Here is a 16,495-nt window from a genome sequence, read left to right as displayed (position 1 = left end):
CGACCGCGTCGACTGCGGGAGGCACGCGCACCCCAGCCAGAACGACGACGGGAGAGCCGATGCGTACGACGCGCCAGCCGTCCCAGCACTCCACGACTGGCCAGAACTGGTCCTTCATGGATGCTCGCCCTGCCGCGCAGGGCTTGTACGACCCGCGCAACGAGCACGACGCCTGCGGCGTCGGCTTCGTGGCCACGCTCACCGGTGAGGCGAGCCACACGCTGGTCGAGCAGGCGCTCACCGTCCTGCGCAACCTGGAACACCGCGGTGCCACCGGCTCCGAGCCCGACTCGGGCGACGGCGCCGGCATCCTGTCCCAGGTCCCGGACGCCTTCTTCCGCGAGGTGGCCGGATTCGAGCTCCCCGAGGCCGGCGCGTACGCCGTGGGCATCGCCTTCCTGCCCGAGACCGGGACGGCCGAGGCCGTCGCCCGCATCGAGGGCCTCGCCACCGCGGAGGGCCTGACCGTCCTCGGCTGGCGCGAGGTGCCGGTCGCCCCCGAACTGCTCGGCGCCACCGCCCGCGCCACCATGCCCGCCTTCCGGCAGGTCTTCGTCACCGACGGGGCCTCGACGGGCATCGCCCTGGACCGCAAGGCGTTCGCCCTGCGCAAGCGCGCCGAACGTGAGGCGGGCGTCTACTTCCCGTCGCTGTCCGCGCGGACCATCGTCTACAAGGGCATGCTGACCACCGGCCAGCTCGAACCCTTCTTCCCGGACCTGTCCGACCGCCGCTTCGGCTCCGCGATCGCGCTGGTGCACTCCCGGTTCTCCACCAACACCTTCCCGAGCTGGCCGCTGGCCCACCCCTACCGCTTCGTCGCGCACAACGGCGAGATCAACACGGTCAAGGGCAACCGCAACTGGATGCGCGCCCGCGAGTCCCAGCTCGCCTCGACGCTCCTCGGCAACGGAAACGCCGAGGCCGCCGCCGGGAACCTCGAACGACTGTTCCCCGTTTGTACCCCGGACGCCTCCGACTCCGCCTCCTTCGACGAGGTCCTGGAACTCCTGCACCTCGGCGGCCGCTCCCTGCCCCACTCCGTGCTCATGATGATCCCGGAGGCCTGGGAGAACCACGCCTCCATGGACGCCGACCGCCGCGCCTTCTACGCCTACCACTCCACGATGATGGAGCCCTGGGACGGCCCGGCCTGCGTCACCTTCACCGACGGCACCCAGGTCGGCGCGGTCCTCGACCGCAACGGCCTGCGCCCCGGCCGCTACTGGGTCACCGACGACGGCCTCGTCGTCCTCGGCTCCGAGGTCGGCGTCCTCGACATCGACCCCGCCCGGGTGGTCCGCAAGGGCCGCCTCCAGCCGGGCCGCATGTTCCTGGTGGACACCGCCGAGCACCGCATCATCGAGGACGACGAGATCAAGGCGTCCCTCGCCGCCGAGCAGCCCTACGCCGAATGGCTCCAGGCCGGCGAGATCGAGCTGTCCGACCTGCCCGAGCGCGAGCACATCGTGCACACCCACGCCTCGGTCACCCGCCGCCAGCAGACCTTCGGCTACACCGAGGAGGAACTCCGCGTCATCCTCGCGCCGATGGCCAAGGCCGGCGCCGAGCCGATCGGCTCCATGGGCACCGACAGCCCGATCGCCGCGCTCTCCGAGCGCCCGCGGCTGCTGTTCGACTACTTCACCCAGCTCTTCGCGCAGGTCACCAACCCGCCGCTGGACGCCATCCGCGAGGAGCTCGTCACCTCGCTGCGCTCCACGCTCGGCCCCTCCGGCAACCTGCTGGAGCCCACCGCGGCCTCCTGCCGCAGCGTCACCCTGCCCTTCCCGGTGATCGACAACGACGAGCTGGCCAAGCTCATCCACATCAACGCCGACGGCGACATGCCCGGCATGAAGGCCGCCACCCTCTCCGGGCTGTTCCGCGTCTCCGGCGGCGGCGAGGCACTGGCCGACCGCATCGAGGAGATCTGCGCGGAGGCCGACGCCGCCATCGGCAACGGCGCCCACCTGATCGTCCTGTCCGACCGGCACTCCGACGCCGAGCACGCGCCGATCCCCTCGCTGCTGCTCACCTCGGCCGTCCACCACCACCTGATCCGTACCAAGCAGCGCACCCAGGTCGGACTCCTCGTCGAGGCCGGCGACGTCCGCGAGGTGCACCACGTCGCCCTGCTCATCGGATACGGCGCCGCCGCGGTCAACCCCTACCTGGCGATGGAGTCCGTCGAGGACCTGGTCCGCGCCGGCACCTTCCTGTCCGGCATCGAGACCGAACAGGCCATCCGCAACCTGATCTACGCCCTCGGCAAGGGCGTCCTGAAGGTCATGTCCAAGATGGGCATCTCCACCGTCGCCTCCTACCGGGGCGCCCAGGTCTTCGAGGCCGTCGGCCTGGACGACGCCTTCGTGGACGAGTACTTCAACGGCACCACCACCAAGATCGGCGGCGTCGGCATCGACGTCATCGCCGAGGAGGTCGCCGCCCGGCACGCCAAGGCCTACCCGGCCACCGGCATCGCCCCCGCGCACCGCGCGCTGGAGATCGGCGGCGAGTACCAGTGGCGCCGCGAGGGCGAGCCGCACCTGTTCGACCCGGAGACGGTCTTCCGCCTCCAGCACTCCACCCGCACCGGCCGCTACGACGTCTTCAAGCAGTACACGGACCGGGTGAACGAGCAGTCCGAGCGCCTGATGACGCTGCGCGGCCTGTTCGGCTTCACCTCCGACCGGAGCCCGATCCCGGTCGACGAGGTCGAGCCCGCCTCCGAGATCGTCAAGCGGTTCTCCACCGGCGCCATGTCCTACGGCTCGATCTCCCGCGAGGCGCACGAGACGCTCGCCATCGCCATGAACCAGCTCGGCGCCAAGTCGAACACCGGTGAGGGCGGCGAGGACGCCGAGCGCCTGTACGACCCGGCGCGCCGCTCGGCGATCAAGCAGGTCGCCTCCGGCCGCTTCGGCGTCACCAGCGAGTACCTGGTCAACGCGGACGACATCCAGATCAAGATGGCCCAGGGCGCCAAGCCCGGCGAGGGCGGCCAGCTCCCCGGCCACAAGGTCTACCCGTGGGTGGCCAGGACCCGGCACTCCACGCCCGGCGTGGGCCTCATCTCCCCGCCGCCGCACCACGACATCTACTCCATCGAGGACCTCGCCCAGCTCATCCACGACCTGAAGAACGCCAACCCCAAGGCCCGCATCCACGTGAAGCTGGTCTCCGAGGTCGGCGTCGGCACGGTCGCGGCCGGCGTGTCCAAGGCCCACGCCGACGTCGTCCTCATCTCCGGCCACGACGGCGGCACCGGCGCCTCGCCGCTGACGAGCCTCAAGCACGCGGGCGGCCCCTGGGAGCTCGGCCTCGCCGAGACCCAGCAGACGCTGCTGCTCAACGGCCTGCGCGACCGCATCGTCGTGCAGACCGACGGCCAGCTCAAGACCGGCCGCGACGTCGTCATCGCCGCACTGCTGGGCGCCGAGGAGTTCGGTTTCGCGACCGCGCCGCTCGTCGTCTCCGGCTGCGTCATGATGCGCGTCTGCCACCTGGACACCTGCCCGGTCGGCATCGCCACCCAGAACCCGGTGCTGCGCGAGCGGTTCTCCGGCAAGGCCGAGTACATCGTCAACTTCTTCCAGTTCATCGCCGAAGAGGTCCGCGAGATCCTCGCCGAGCTGGGCTTCCGCTCCATCGAGGAGGCCGTCGGCCACGCCGAGACGCTCGACGTCACCCGCGCCGTCGACCACTGGAAGGCGCAGGGCCTGGACCTCGCGCCGCTGTTCCACGTCCCCGCGCTGCCCGAGGGCGCCGCACGCCACCGGATCGTCGCCCAGGACCACGGACTGCAGAAGGCGCTCGACAACCAGCTCATCAAGCTGGCCGCCGACGCCCTGGCCGCCGACGCCGCCACCGACGCGGCGCCCGTGCGCGCCCAGGTCGCCATCCGCAACATCAACCGCACCGTCGGCACGATGCTCGGCCACGAGGTGACGAAGAAGTTCGGCGGCGCCGGCCTGCCCGACGACACCATCGACATCACCTTCACCGGCTCCGCCGGCCAGTCCTTCGGCGCCTTCCTGCCGCGCGGCATCACCCTGCGCCTGGAGGGCGACGCCAACGACTACGTCGGCAAGGGCCTGTCCGGCGGCCGCGTGATCGTCCGCCCCGACCGGGGCGCCGACCACCTCGCCGAGTACTCCACCATCGCGGGCAACACCCTCGCCTACGGCGCCACCGGGGGCGAGCTGTTCCTGCGCGGCCGCACCGGCGAGCGGTTCTGCGTCCGCAACTCCGGCGCGCTCGTCGTCTCCGAGGGCGTCGGCGACCACGGCTGCGAGTACATGACCGGCGGCCACGCCGTCGTCCTCGGACCCATCGGGCGCAACTTCGCGGCCGGCATGTCCGGCGGCATCGCCTACGTCATCGACCTCGACCCGGCCGACGTCAACGCGGGCAACGCCGACGCCGTCCACGAACTCGACGAGGCCGACCGCCAGTGGCTGCACGAGGTCGTGCGCCGCCACCAGGAGGAGACCGGCTCCACCGTGGCCGGCAAGCTCCTCGCCGAGTGGGACACCGCCGTGACCCGCTTCAGCAAGATCATCCCCAGCACCTACCAGGCTGTGCTCGCCGCCAAGGACGCCGCCGAGCGGGCCGGTCTCTCCGAGACCGAGATCACCGAGAAGATGATGGAGGCGGCGACCAATGGCTGATCCCAAGGGCTTTCTCAACCACGGCCGCGAGGTCGCCCGTTCCCGCCCCGTCGAGGAGCGGGTGCGGGACTGGAACGAGGTCTACGTTCCCGGCTCGCTGCTCCCGATCATCTCCAAGCAGGCAAGCCGCTGCATGGACTGCGGCATCCCGTTCTGCCACAACGGCTGCCCGCTGGGGAACCTGATCCCGGAGTGGAACGACTTCGCCTACCGCGAGGACTGGTCGGCCGCCTCCGAGCGGCTGCACGCCACCAACAACTTCCCGGAGTTCACCGGGCGGCTCTGCCCGGCCCCGTGCGAGTCGGCGTGCGTCCTCGGCATCAACCAGGCGCCCGTGACCATCAAGAACGTCGAGGTCTCCATCATCGACAAGGCGTGGGACACCGGTGACGTCACGCCGCAGATCCCCGAGCGCCTGTCCGGCAAGACCGTCGCCGTCATCGGCTCGGGACCGGCGGGCCTCGCCGCCGCCCAGCAGCTCACCCGGGCCGGCCACACCGTCGCCGTCTACGAGCGCGCCGACCGCATCGGCGGCCTGCTCCGCTACGGCATCCCCGAGTTCAAGATGGAGAAGCGGCACATCAACCGCCGCATCGAACAGATGCGCGCGGAGGGCACCCGCTTCCGCACCGGCGTCGAGATCGGCCGCGACATCACCGCGGACGACCTGCGCAAGCGGTACGACGCCGTCGTCATCGCCGCCGGCTCCACCACCGCCCGCGACCTGCCCGTCCCGGGCCGGGAACTCAAGGGTGTCCACCAGGCGATGGAGTACCTGCCGCTGTCGAACAAGGTCCAGGAGGGCGACTACGTCACCTCCCCGATCTCCGCCGAGGGCAAGCACGTCGTCGTCATCGGCGGCGGCGACACCGGCGCCGACTGCGTGGGCACCGCCCACCGCCAGGGCGCGGCCTCCGTGACGCAGCTGGAGATCATGCCCCAGCCCGGCGCCGAGCGGAACCCGGTCAGCCAGCCCTGGCCGACCTTCCCGATGCTGTACAAGGTCACCTCCGCCCACGAGGAGGGCGGCGACCGGCTCTACTCCGTCTCCACCACCCACTTCGAGGGTGACGAGGACGGCAACGTGCAGTGGCTGCACCTGAGCGAGGTCGAGTTCGTCGACGGCAGGCTGAACCCGAAGCCGGGCACCGAGCGCAAGATCCCCGCCCAGCTCGTCACCCTCGCCATGGGCTTCACCGGCCCCGACAAGCAGAACGGCCTGATCGAGCAGCTCGGCCTGGACCTCGACGAGCGCGGCAACATCGCCCGCGACGCCGACTTCCGCACCAACGTGCCCGGCGTGTTCGTCGCCGGTGACGCCGGCCGCGGACAGTCGCTCATCGTGTGGGCCATCGCCGAGGGCCGTTCCGCGGCACGCGGCGCGGACCGTTTCCTGACCGGCGCGAGCGACCTGCCCGCGCCGATCCGGCCGACGGACCGCTCGCTGACGGTCTGACGCCCGGCGACGCGGACGCCCGTCCGCCGGGTGTCCGCGCCCGAACCCGGTGACCCGCCGGGACCGCCCCCGGCGGCCCGGCGGTAAGGTCATCGCACACACGTCCCGTACAACGGCGTACGGGCGGGACATCCGGGGGAAGCAGTTCCCCCGGGGCCCCCCCGAACGGCGCCCGCCCTGCCGTCCCCGACCGGACATCTGGGCGGGCGTCGTTGCTTGTGTCCGAAGGCTGTATTTCAGTGCTCGACGCGGTAGCGCTCGCCGTACACCCGCCACACCAGCGGCGTGTCCAGATCGTGGTTGCCGCGGTCCAGGAACCGGCGCAGCGCCGTGTCGATCCGCGAGGTGTCGCCGTGGTCGCCACCGGCGGCGTCCCGCTTGATCGCCTCGCGCCGGACGTCCAGGAACGCCTTCAGATACGCCGTGCGCGAGCCGCCGTCCGACGGCAGTTCCGCCCGGCGCAGCGCCTCGTCCCGCAGGCCGTAGAAGCCGTCCGCGTCGACGCCCGGGCCGTGCAGCACCATCGCGTCGTAGTAGATGAGCCGGCCCAGCGTGCCGAGCCCGTCGAGCTTCGCCAGCCGGACCGCCGGGCCGAAGTAGACCCGGTCGCGCTCCTCCTCCTGCGCGGTGCGGAACGCCTCGACCCGGGCCTCGGCCCGCCAGGCGGCGGGGAAACCGGGGTCGAGCCCCTTGTGCGAGTCGGTGCCGTTCACCGCGCGCAGCGCGGGGAGGTAGCGGGCGAGCCCGTTGTCCGGGTGATCCTCGGTGTACCGCTCCACCAGCGTCAGGAGGTCGTCGGTACCGGTGCAGAACCCGATGATCCCAGCGGTGTAGCCGTGCCCGTCACCGGTGTCCTCGATCGAGCCGTACGCCGAGCGCCAGTCGAGCGTGGAGTTCTCCGCACTGGAGAGGAAACGTTCCGCCAGCTCCTTCTTCGCCGGCGCCGCCAGCCCGGCCGGAGCGTCGGCCACGACGGCGTCGTCCGCGCGGCGCTCCCTCTCGTGCGCGGCGGCCGAGGCGGACGCGGAGGCATCCCCCACAGCCCCCGACCCGCCGTCCGGCGCGACGAGATGCACCACCCCCACCACGACCGGCACAGCGAGAACCAACAGACATCCCCGCCATGCCCCTGACCTTGCCTTCGACCGCTTTTCCCCACCCATACGGCGCAATCTACCGAACAGCCGCGAAACGTTCCTTCCAGGGGCGCGCCCTCGGGGCGAAAACCCTCCGGTCAAGGAATCTCGTACCGCTCCCCGTACGCCCGCCACCGCAGCGGCGTCTCCAACGCCAGATTCCCCTCCCGCAGGAACACCCGCTGCGCCGTGTCCACACGGCTCGTGTCCACCCCCGCCCCCCGCTCCCGCATCGCCGCCCGCCGCACGTCCAGGAACGCCCCGAGGTACGCCACCTCCGACCCGCCCTCCGCCGGAGAGTCCGCCCGCCGCAGCGCCTTCGCCCGGATGCCTCCGAAGCTGCCCGGCGCCTTCCCCGGCCCGTGGAAGACGATCGCGTCGTAATAGATGAACTGCCCCAGCGCCCCCAGCCCGTCCTCCTTCGCCTGCCGCACCGCCGGATCGAAGTACACCCGGTCCCGCTCCGCGTCCTGCGCCCGCCGGAACGCCGGAACCTTCGCCTCCGCCTTCCACGCCGCCGTGAACGGCTTCCCGAGCCCCTCGTGCGAGTCCGTGCCGTCCACCGCGCGCAACGCGGGGAGGTACCGGGCCAGCCGGTTGCCGGGGTGGTCGTCCGTGTACGTCCGCACCAGCGTCAGCAGATCGTGCGTGCCCGTGCAGAACCCGATGATCCCGGCGGTGTACCCCTGGCCGTCGCCGATGTCCTCGATGTAGCCGTAGGCGCTGCGCCAGTCCAGCGTGGCGTTCTCCGCGCTCGCCACGATCTGCTGGGCGATGTCCTTCTTCGCGGGGGAGTCCAGCCCCGCCCCGTGCCCGGAGCCCCGCTGCCCGGCCCCGTCGTCCACGCCCCGGTCGCCGGGGTCGGGGGCAAGGCCGTACACCGCGGCCACGACCAGCACGGCCACGGCCGCCCACAGCAGGTGACGGACTCGCTTCATGCGGTACAGCGTACGGTCGCCGCGCCGCCCTCCGGGGCGGTCCTCCGGGCGGTGGCCAGGCCCGCCGGCGCCCCGGCCGGACGCGGGACCCCGCCCGGCTCAACCGTTCCCCCGTGCCCGCCCCAGCAACTCCGTCACGATCGCCGCGTGTCCCAGCTGCCGGTCGTCGCCCGCCACCACACGGCCGTCCCGGGCCAGCGTGACCTCCACCGTCGGCGCCCCCTTCTCCGCCACGAACCGCCGCACCCGGTACCGGTACCCCGGCCCCGCCCCGTACGCCGCCTCCAGCCCCGCCCGCAGCTCGGCGGCGACATCCGCCGCCACCCACCGCCGCGCCTCCGCGAGCGCCTCCTCACGTGCCCCGGCACCCGCCGCCAGCAGTGCCCGCACGCAACCGGGCGACCCCCGCCGCGCCGCCGCCACCAACGGCGGTTCCCCGCCCGGACCCGGCCGGTCCGGGTCCGCCCCGGCTGCGAGCAGCGCCACGACCACCCCGGCATGCCCCAGCCGCACCGCCCACGTCAGCGCCCGGAACCCGTACTCCTCCTCCAGATCCACCGCCGCCCCGACCGCCAGCAGCGCCCGTACCACCTGCTCGTGCCCGCCGCACGCCGCCCCGCACAGCGGCACGTCCGTGCCGCCGCTCAGCCGGTCCGGGTCCGCGCCGGCCGCCAGCAGCAGCCGGACGATGCCGGGCGTGTCGGCGACCGCCGCGAGATACAGGACCGTCTGCCCGTCCTCGTCGGCCGTCTCCGCGCTCGCGCCGGCCCGCAGCAGCCGTACGACCGCGTCCTCGTCCCCTTCGCGCACCGCCGCGAGCAGACCCGGCGGCCCTTCCTCGTCCATCCTTCGACCCTCGCGCGCCAAGGGCCCACGGGCAAAGGAAGAAAGGGGTGTTCTGCACCACCTGTCACCGTGTCACCGACCGCGCCCGCTCCCTGAGCACACCTCCCACGCCCCGCCGTCCGCCCCCTTACGCGCCACCGCCCGCCGCCTACGTGTCGCACTCCAGCACCGTCCGGCACAGCCCGCACCGCGCCCGCGTCCGACCCCGTACGGGCACCCGGATGCGCTGGAAGCAGACCGGGCAGGGGAACGCCACCCGCACCGACCCCTCCCCGCCCGGCGCGAAGGAGTACCCGACCCCCTCCGGCGCGCGCCCGGCGCCCCCCGCCTGCTCCCGTGCGCGCCGACGCTCGTGCGCGTAACGCCGGCGGCCCGCCCAGCCCGCGGCCGTCAACGGCGGCTCCCGCCCGTCCTGCCGGGCCCGCGTCAGCCCCCGGGTGTACGCCGTGTACGCCTGCGCACTGGTGAACCACACCGACGGGTCCTCCCCGAACGCCAGCGCCCGCTTGGCCACCACGTACCCGAACTCCTCCGGCGTCAGATAGCCCAGCTTCTGCGAGGACGCCCCGTCCTCCCGGTAGGCGTCCAGGAGCAGCCAGCCCGCGCCGAGATAGGCCGCCGCCGTGTCCGTGAGGATCTCGTTGTCCCGCGTGCCGGGAAACGCCAGGTCCAGACGGTGCAGATAGACGTGCATCACCTCGTGCGCCAGCGCCGCGCCGATGTCCCGGCGGTGCGTACGGAAGCGGTCGTTCAGCTCGATGAAGTACTCGGGGCCGGCCGCCAGTTCCACCTGCGCCGCGTGCGTCATCTCCCGGAACCCGACGATCATCCGGGCGTCCGGCAGCCGGTAGTGACGCACCATCTCCCGGGCCACCCGCTGCGCCCCCAGATGCAGATCGTCACCGTCGGCGAACGCCACGTCCACGGGCGCCACGCTCGTCTCGAACGTCCGCACGGTGTCGTACGACAGCCGCCGGTACAGCGCGGTGAGGGCCGACCGCACCGTGTCCAGATGCGGAAAGCCGTGCTCCACAGGCCCGCCGTTCACCACGTCCGCACCCCCGGAAGACGCCGGCCGCGCGACGCCCGGCCGCGCCCTCCACTGTAGGCGCGGCGACCCGCCCCCCGCCGCACACGGCGGTACTGTCCGGCCCGCGGAACGCCCCCGAGCCACACCCCCGCCGCACCGTAGGGTGTGCGCCCATGACCACCAGCAACAGTGCCGGGACCGATCCCGCGGTCCACGCCGAGCTCGAACGGCTGCGCGACAGCATCGACAACATCGACGCCGCCGTCGTCCACATGCTCGCCGAACGCTTCAAGTGCACCCAGCAGGTCGGCCATCTCAAGGCCGCGCACCGGCTGCCCCCGGCCGACCCCGAGCGGGAGACCCGCCAGATCACCCGGCTGCGCCGCCTCGCCGAGAGCGCCAAACTCGACCCCGCGTTCGCCGAGAAACTCCTCAACTTCATCATCGCCGAGGTGATCCGCCACCACGAGCGCATCGCCGACACCTCCGCCGACCCCACCCCGGGCACCCCCACCAACCCCTCCTGAGCAGCCCGCGCCGCCCGCCGCGCCCCACCGCACTCCGGGGCGGCGCCCGCCGTCCGCAGGGCCCCCCTGTGCCGTGCGGACGGCATCGGGCAGCATGGCCACATGTCCGTACTGACGCGCGACGAAGCGCAGACCCGTGCCCGGCTGATCGACGTCCACCACTACACGGTCGACCTCGACCTCACCGCGGGCGACGACACCTTCGACTCCCGCACGACCATCCGGTTCACCGTGCACGGAGACCGCGACAGCACGGACACCTTCGTCGAACTCAAGCCGGCCGCACTGCGCTCCGCCACCCTCGACGGACAGCCCCTCGACCCGCCGCTCCCCGACGACAACCGGCTCCCCCTGACGAACCTCACCCCCGGCGAGCACGAACTGCGCGTCGACGCCGCCATGCGCTACTCCCGCACCGGCGAGGGCATGCACCGCTTCACCGACCCCAGCGACGGCGAGACGTACGTCTACACCCAGATGTTCATGGACGACGTCCAGCGCGTCTTCGCCGCCTTCGACCAGCCCGACCTCAAGGCCGTCTTCGACCTCACCGTCACCGCCCCCCAGGGCTGGACCGTCCTCGCCAACGGCGTCACCGCACACACCGGCGACGGCGTCTGGAAGGCCGCCACCACCCCGCGGATCTCCACCTACCTCGTCGCCGTCGCCGCCGGCCCCTGGCACTCGGTGCGCACCGAACACCGCGGACTTCCCTTCGGCATCCACTGCCGCCGCTCCCTCGCCCCCCACCTCGACGCGGACGCCGACGAGATCCTCGACCTCACCCGCGCCTGCTACGACCGCTACCACGAGAAGTTCGAGGAGCCCTACCCCTTCGACTCCTACGACCAGGCCTTCGTCCCCGAATTCAACGCGGGCGCCATGGAGAACCCCGGACTGGTCACCTTCCGCGACCAATTCGTCTACCGCTCCGCCGTCACCGACGCCGAACGCCAGACCCGCGCCATGGTCATCGCCCACGAGATGGCCCACATGTGGTTCGGCGACCTCGTCACCCTCAAGTGGTGGGACGACATCTGGCTCAACGAGTCCTTCGCCGAATACATGGGCTACCAGACCGCGGCCGAAGCCACCCGCTTCACCGACACCTGGACCGAATTCGGCGTCTCCCGCAAGGCCTGGGGCTACGACGCGGACCAACGCCCCTCCACCCACCCCGTCGCCCCCGAAGCCGTCCCCGACACCGCCTCCGCGCTCCTCAACTTCGACGGCATCTCCTACGCCAAGGGCGCCTCCGCCCTGCGCCAACTCGTCACCTGGCTCGGCGAGAAGGACTTCCTGGCCGGCATCAACACCCACTTCACCCGCCACAAATTCGCCAACGCCACCCTCGCCGACTTCCTCGACTCCCTCACCTCCGCCACCGAACGCGACGTCCACGCCTGGGCCGGCGCATGGCTGCGCACCACGGGCATCGACACACTGAGCGTCGAGCGCCACGGAACGGACACCAACGGCGGCATCCGGATCAGCCACCGGGGCGACCCCGGCGTCCTGACCGGCCGCAACCCCGACGAGGACCACGACGGCCTGCGCCACCTGAACACCTCCCGCCCCACCGGCGGCACGCGCCCGCACCGCCTCGCCGTCGGCTTCTACGACCACGACCTCCACGACACGGACCGCCTCACCCTGCGCACCCGCGTCGACCTCGACCTCGACCCGCACAGCAGCTCCCAGCTCGGCCTCGACATCGGCGGCCCACGCCCCGCCGTCGTCGTCCTCAACGACGGCGACCTCACCTACGCCAAGGTGCGCCTGGACACCGACTCGCTCCGGACCCTGCGCACCCACCTGTCCGGCCTCCCCGACCCCCTCACCCGCGCCGTCGTCTGGAACTCCCTGCGCGACGCCGTGCGCGACGGCGAACTCGCCCCCGACGTCTACCTCGAAACCGCCCGCGCCCACCTCCCGCGCGAGACCGACGTGGCCCTCGTCCAGGGCGTCCTCGCCTTCGCCGCCGGCCAGGTCGCCGACCGCTACCTCACCCCCGGCCACCGGCCCGCCGCCCTCGCCACCCTCACCGACCTCTGCCGCGACCTCGTCCGCCGCACCGAGGACGGCTCCCACCCCGGGCTGCGCCTGACCGCCGTACGCCACCGCATCGACGTCGCCGCACACCCCGACACCATCGCCGCCTGGCTCGCCGAGGGCACCGTCCCCGGCGGTCCCGAACTCGACCCCGAACTGCGCTGGCGCATCCTCGGCCGCCTCGCCGCCCTCGGCGCCGTCGACGAGGACACCATCGCCGCCGAACTCGCACGCGACCCCAGCGCCACCGGCCAGGAAGGCGCCGCCCGCTGCCGCGCCGCACTGCCCGACCCGGCGGCCAAAGCACGGGCCTGGGCCGCCATGTTCACCGACGACCCCGCCGCGGAGCTGTCCAACCACCTCTTCACCGCCACCGCCCGCGGCTTCTGGCAGCCCGAACAGACAGACCTGCTCGGAGAGTACGTCGACCGGTACTACCAGGACGCCACCGCTCTGGCCGCCCGCCGCGGCCCCGCCATCGCCGCCGCCGCAGGACGCTGGGCATTCCCCGCGTACGCCATCGACGCCGACCACCTCCGGCGCGGCGAGAGCTGTCTGCGCGAGGGCGACCCCGTCCCGTCCCTGCGCCGCGGGCTCGCCGACCAGCTCGACGACCTGGCCCGCGCCCTGCGCGTCCGCGAACGCTGACCGACCCCGCCGGGGCGGGCCGTGCACGCGGCCCGCCCCCGCTCACCGCACCGGACCGTCGTCCTCCCCGACCCGGTGCACCCGCACCATGTTCGTCGTCCCCGGAACCCCGGGCGGCGAACCCGCGGTCACCACCACCAGATCCCCGCGCCGGCAGCGCCCGCAGCGCAGCAGCGCCTCGTCGACCTGCCGCACCATCGCGTCCGTCGACCCGGCGGCCGGCACCAGGAACGTCTCCACCCCCCACGTCAGACTCAACCGCGAACGGGTCGCCTGCTCGGCGGTGAACGCCAGCAGCGGAATCGGCGAACGGTAGCGCGACAGGCGGCGCACCGTGTCACCGCTCTGGGTGAACGCCACCAGGAACCCGGCCCCGAGGAAGTCGCCGATCTCCGCCGCCGCCCGCGCGACAGCACCCCCCTGCGTGCGCGGCTTGTTCCGGCCCGTCAACGGCGCCAGCCCGGCCGCCAGGAGACCTTCCTCCGCGGCCTCGACGATCCTCGCCATCGTCGCGACCGTCTCGACGGGATGCCTGCCCACGCTCGTCTCGCCCGACAGCATCACCGCGTCCGTACCGTCGAGGACCGCGTTCGCCACGTCGCTGACCTCCGCACGTGTCGGCCGCGCGTTCTCGATCATCGAGTCGAGCATCTGGGTGGCGACCACCACCGGCTTGGCATTGCGCCGCGCCAGCTTCACCACCCGCTTCTGCACCAGCGGCACCTGTTCCAGCGGCATCTCTACGCCCAGGTCACCGCGCGCGACCATGATCCCGTCGAACGCGGCGACGATGTCCTCGATCGCCTCCACCGCCTGCGGCGTCTCCACCTTGGCGAGCACGGGCAGCCGCCGGCCCTCCTCGTCCATGACACGATGCACCGCCTCGACATCCCGGCCGTCACGGACGAACGACAGAGCCACCACGTCGAACCCGGTCCGCAACGCCCACCGCAGATCGGCCTCGTCCCTCGCGGACAGCGTGGACAGGGCGGGTCGCGCGGACCCGAGGGCGCCCACCGGCCCCCGCAGATCGGCGAGCACCCCGACACTGCGCCCGGTCTCGTCGGCAGCCTTCCGCACCAGGCGGTACCGCTCCTCGTGATCCGCGTGCTCCTCGCGCCCACCGTGCCCGAAAGCGAAGCGGGCCACGTCCATTCCGGCCTCGACCAGCGCCTTGACCCGCTCGTACGAGTCGGTGGCGGGCCCCAGAGTGCAAACGATCTTAACTCGACGCATATGTCCGACTTTATGACAGTGCACCAGAAGTCGCGCGGGGCTGTTTCACACCGCGGCTCCGCCGCGGGGCGCGCGACAAGCCACGACGCGCCCGCGCCCGCCCCTCGATCCCACCCACCCGAGCTCTCACGCACACCAGGCCAAAGGGGGCACAGCCCCACGAGGACGGGAAGGACAGGGGTGGCGGGGGCGAAAACCCCTCACCCACCTCCCGGTCACCAGATCGCAACCCCCGCCCCCTGTCGCACCCCCGACCCCCCGGTCCACAATCTACGCGCGTCACCACACCAACAGCCCCGACCCCACCCACCTCGCCCCACACCACTCATAGGAGCACCCCCTCACATGCCCCTCAACCGCCGCCGCTTCCTGGAGAACGCCGCCCTGACCACCACCGCCGCCACCCTCACCACCACAGCCACCGCCACCACCGCCCACGCCTCCGGCCCCCACAAGAAGCCCGAACGACGCCACACCCTCACGGTCATGGGCACCACAGACCTCCACGGCCACCTCTTCAACTGGGACTACTACAAAGACGCCACCTACACCGACACCGCCGGAAACACCCTCGGCCTCGCCCGCATCTCCACCCTCGTCAACCACATCCGCAAGGAGAAGGGCCGTCACAACACCCTCCTCATCGACGCCGGCGACACCATCCAAGGCACCCCCCTCACCTACTACTACGCCAAGGTCGACCCCATCACCGCCAAGGGCGGCCCCGTCCACCCCATGGCCCGCGCCATGAACACCATCGGCTACGACGCCGCCGCCCTCGGCAACCACGAGTTCAACTACGGCATCGACACCCTCCGCGAGTTCGAATCCCAGCTCGACTTCCCCCTCCTCGGCGCCAACGCCGTCGACGCCACCACCCTCAAACCCGCCTTCCCCCCGTACCTCATCAAGACGTTCCACGTCCACGGCGCCCCACCCGTCAAGGTCGCCGTCCTCGGCCTCACCAACCCCGGCATCGCCATCTGGGACAAGGCCAACGTCCAGGGCAGACTCGCCTTCCCCGAACTCAAGGTCACCAACGACACCACCGGCAAGACCGTCGTCCTCTCCGAACCCCTCTGCTTCGCCGAACGCCTCACCGTCTTCGACATCGAACTCACCCTCCACAGAGGCCGCTGGGAAGTCGACACAGTCAGCGCCTCACTGCACAACACCAACCAGGCCGAGGACGACCCCCGCATCACCGAACTGCTCACCGACGAACACGCCGCCGTCGTCACCTACGTCAACCAGGTCGTCGGCACCGCCACCCAGACCCTCACCACCGTGGACGCCCGCTACAAGGACGCCCCCATCATCGACCTCATCACCAAGGTCCAGGAGGACGTCGTCAAAACCGCCCTCGCCGGCACCGAACACGCCCGACTCCCCGTCCTCGCACAGGCCTCACCGTTCTCCCGCACCTCCGAGATCCCCGCCGGCGACGTCACCGTCCGCGCCCTGTCCAGCCTCTACGTCTACGACAACACCCTCGTCGCCAAACTGCTCACCGGCGCCCAGATCCGCGCCTACCTCGAATACTCCGCCCAGTATTACGTACAGACCGCACCCGACGCCCCCGTCGACATCGACGCACTCACCAACGCCGACGACCGCCCCGACTACAACTACGACTACGTCTCCGGACTCACCTACGACATCGACATCGCCCAACCCGCCGGCAGCCGCATCAAAAACCTCGCCCACGACGGCAACCCACTCGACGACACCGCCCCATTCGTCCTCGCCGTCAACAACTACCGCGCCAACGGCGGCGGCGCCTTCCCCCACATCGCGACCACCAAGGAACTCTGGACCGAATCCACCGAGATCCGCACCCGCATCGCCGAATGGGTCACCGCCAAGGGCGTCCTCGACCCCCAGGACTTCGCCTCCACCGACTGGAAACTCACCCGCGACGGCACACCGGTCTTCTGACCTCCCCGGGAAACA

At 71.9% G+C, this 16,495-nt stretch carries 10 protein-coding genes; 5 read left to right on the top strand and 5 right to left on the bottom strand.

Annotated features, from left to right (window positions below; all coding sequences use genetic code 11):
* The first annotated feature begins 59 nt into the window (after positions 1-59).
* Together gltB and QFZ64_RS09335 are read left to right on the top strand one after the other, a co-directional pair.
* Positions 60-4,673, top strand: coding sequence for a glutamate synthase large subunit (gene gltB, locus QFZ64_RS09340; RefSeq protein ID WP_307064276.1), 4,614 nt, complete (start codon positions 60-62; stop codon positions 4,671-4,673).
* Positions 4,666-6,129, top strand: coding sequence for a glutamate synthase subunit beta (locus QFZ64_RS09335; protein ID WP_307064274.1), 1,464 nt, complete (start codon positions 4,666-4,668; stop codon positions 6,127-6,129). Before gltB ends, QFZ64_RS09335 begins: the two co-directional genes overlap by 8 nt.
* A 236-nt stretch (positions 6,130-6,365) precedes the next feature.
* On the opposite strand, the gene QFZ64_RS09330 is transcribed toward QFZ64_RS09335, so the two are convergent.
* The 4 genes from QFZ64_RS09330 to QFZ64_RS09315 all read right to left on the bottom strand — a co-directional run bounded on the left by QFZ64_RS09330 (position 6,366) and on the right by QFZ64_RS09315 (position 10,100).
* Complete coding sequence (locus QFZ64_RS09330) at positions 6,366-7,292, bottom strand: chitosanase (protein ID WP_373430570.1); 927 nt, start codon at positions 7,290-7,292, stop codon at positions 6,366-6,368.
* Between the two features lie 71 nt (positions 7,293-7,363).
* On the bottom strand, positions 7,364-8,203 hold the full coding sequence (locus QFZ64_RS09325; protein WP_307064270.1) for a chitosanase: 840 nt from the start codon (positions 8,201-8,203) through the stop codon (positions 7,364-7,366).
* A 99-nt stretch (positions 8,204-8,302) separates the two neighbouring features.
* The gene (locus QFZ64_RS09320) at positions 8,303-9,049 is read right to left on the bottom strand and encodes an ankyrin repeat domain-containing protein (RefSeq protein ID WP_307064268.1); all 747 of its coding nucleotides are present in this window, start codon (positions 9,047-9,049) and stop codon (positions 8,303-8,305) included.
* A 148-nt stretch (positions 9,050-9,197) separates the two neighbouring features.
* Positions 9,198-10,100 (bottom strand): hypothetical protein, encoded by a 903-nt coding sequence (locus QFZ64_RS09315; protein WP_307064267.1) that lies wholly within the window; start codon positions 10,098-10,100, stop codon positions 9,198-9,200.
* 152 nt (positions 10,101-10,252) lie between these two features.
* On the opposite strand from QFZ64_RS09315, the gene QFZ64_RS09310 reads away from it, so the two are divergent.
* Both QFZ64_RS09310 and pepN read left to right on the top strand, forming a co-directional pair.
* Positions 10,253-10,606, top strand: a complete 354-nt coding sequence (locus QFZ64_RS09310; RefSeq protein WP_307064265.1) for a chorismate mutase — start codon at positions 10,253-10,255, stop codon at positions 10,604-10,606.
* 102 nt (positions 10,607-10,708) lie between these two features.
* The gene (gene pepN / locus QFZ64_RS09305; protein WP_307064263.1) at positions 10,709-13,306 is read left to right on the top strand and encodes an aminopeptidase N; all 2,598 of its coding nucleotides are present in this window, start codon (positions 10,709-10,711) and stop codon (positions 13,304-13,306) included.
* A gap of 42 nt (positions 13,307-13,348) precedes the next feature.
* Here the strand turns inward: pepN and pyk are convergent, their stop codons facing one another.
* Positions 13,349-14,542: a pyruvate kinase gene (pyk, locus tag QFZ64_RS09300; RefSeq protein ID WP_307064261.1), complete on the bottom strand. Its 1,194-nt coding sequence runs from the start codon at positions 14,540-14,542 to the stop codon at positions 13,349-13,351.
* 345 nt (positions 14,543-14,887) lie between these two features.
* Here pyk and QFZ64_RS09295 point away from each other — a divergent pair, with 345 nt between their 5' ends.
* Positions 14,888-16,480, top strand: a complete 1,593-nt coding sequence (locus tag QFZ64_RS09295) for a bifunctional UDP-sugar hydrolase/5'-nucleotidase (RefSeq protein ID WP_307064259.1) — start codon at positions 14,888-14,890, stop codon at positions 16,478-16,480.
* Positions 16,481-16,495: the final 15 nt, after the last annotated feature.

Origin of the sequence: Streptomyces sp. B3I8 (assembly GCF_030816915.1) — a bacterium.
GTDB lineage: Bacteria > Actinomycetota > Actinomycetes > Streptomycetales > Streptomycetaceae > Streptomyces.
The sequence above is the reverse complement of the archived record's forward strand: the minus strand, read 5'-3'. Positions and strand labels throughout refer to the sequence as shown.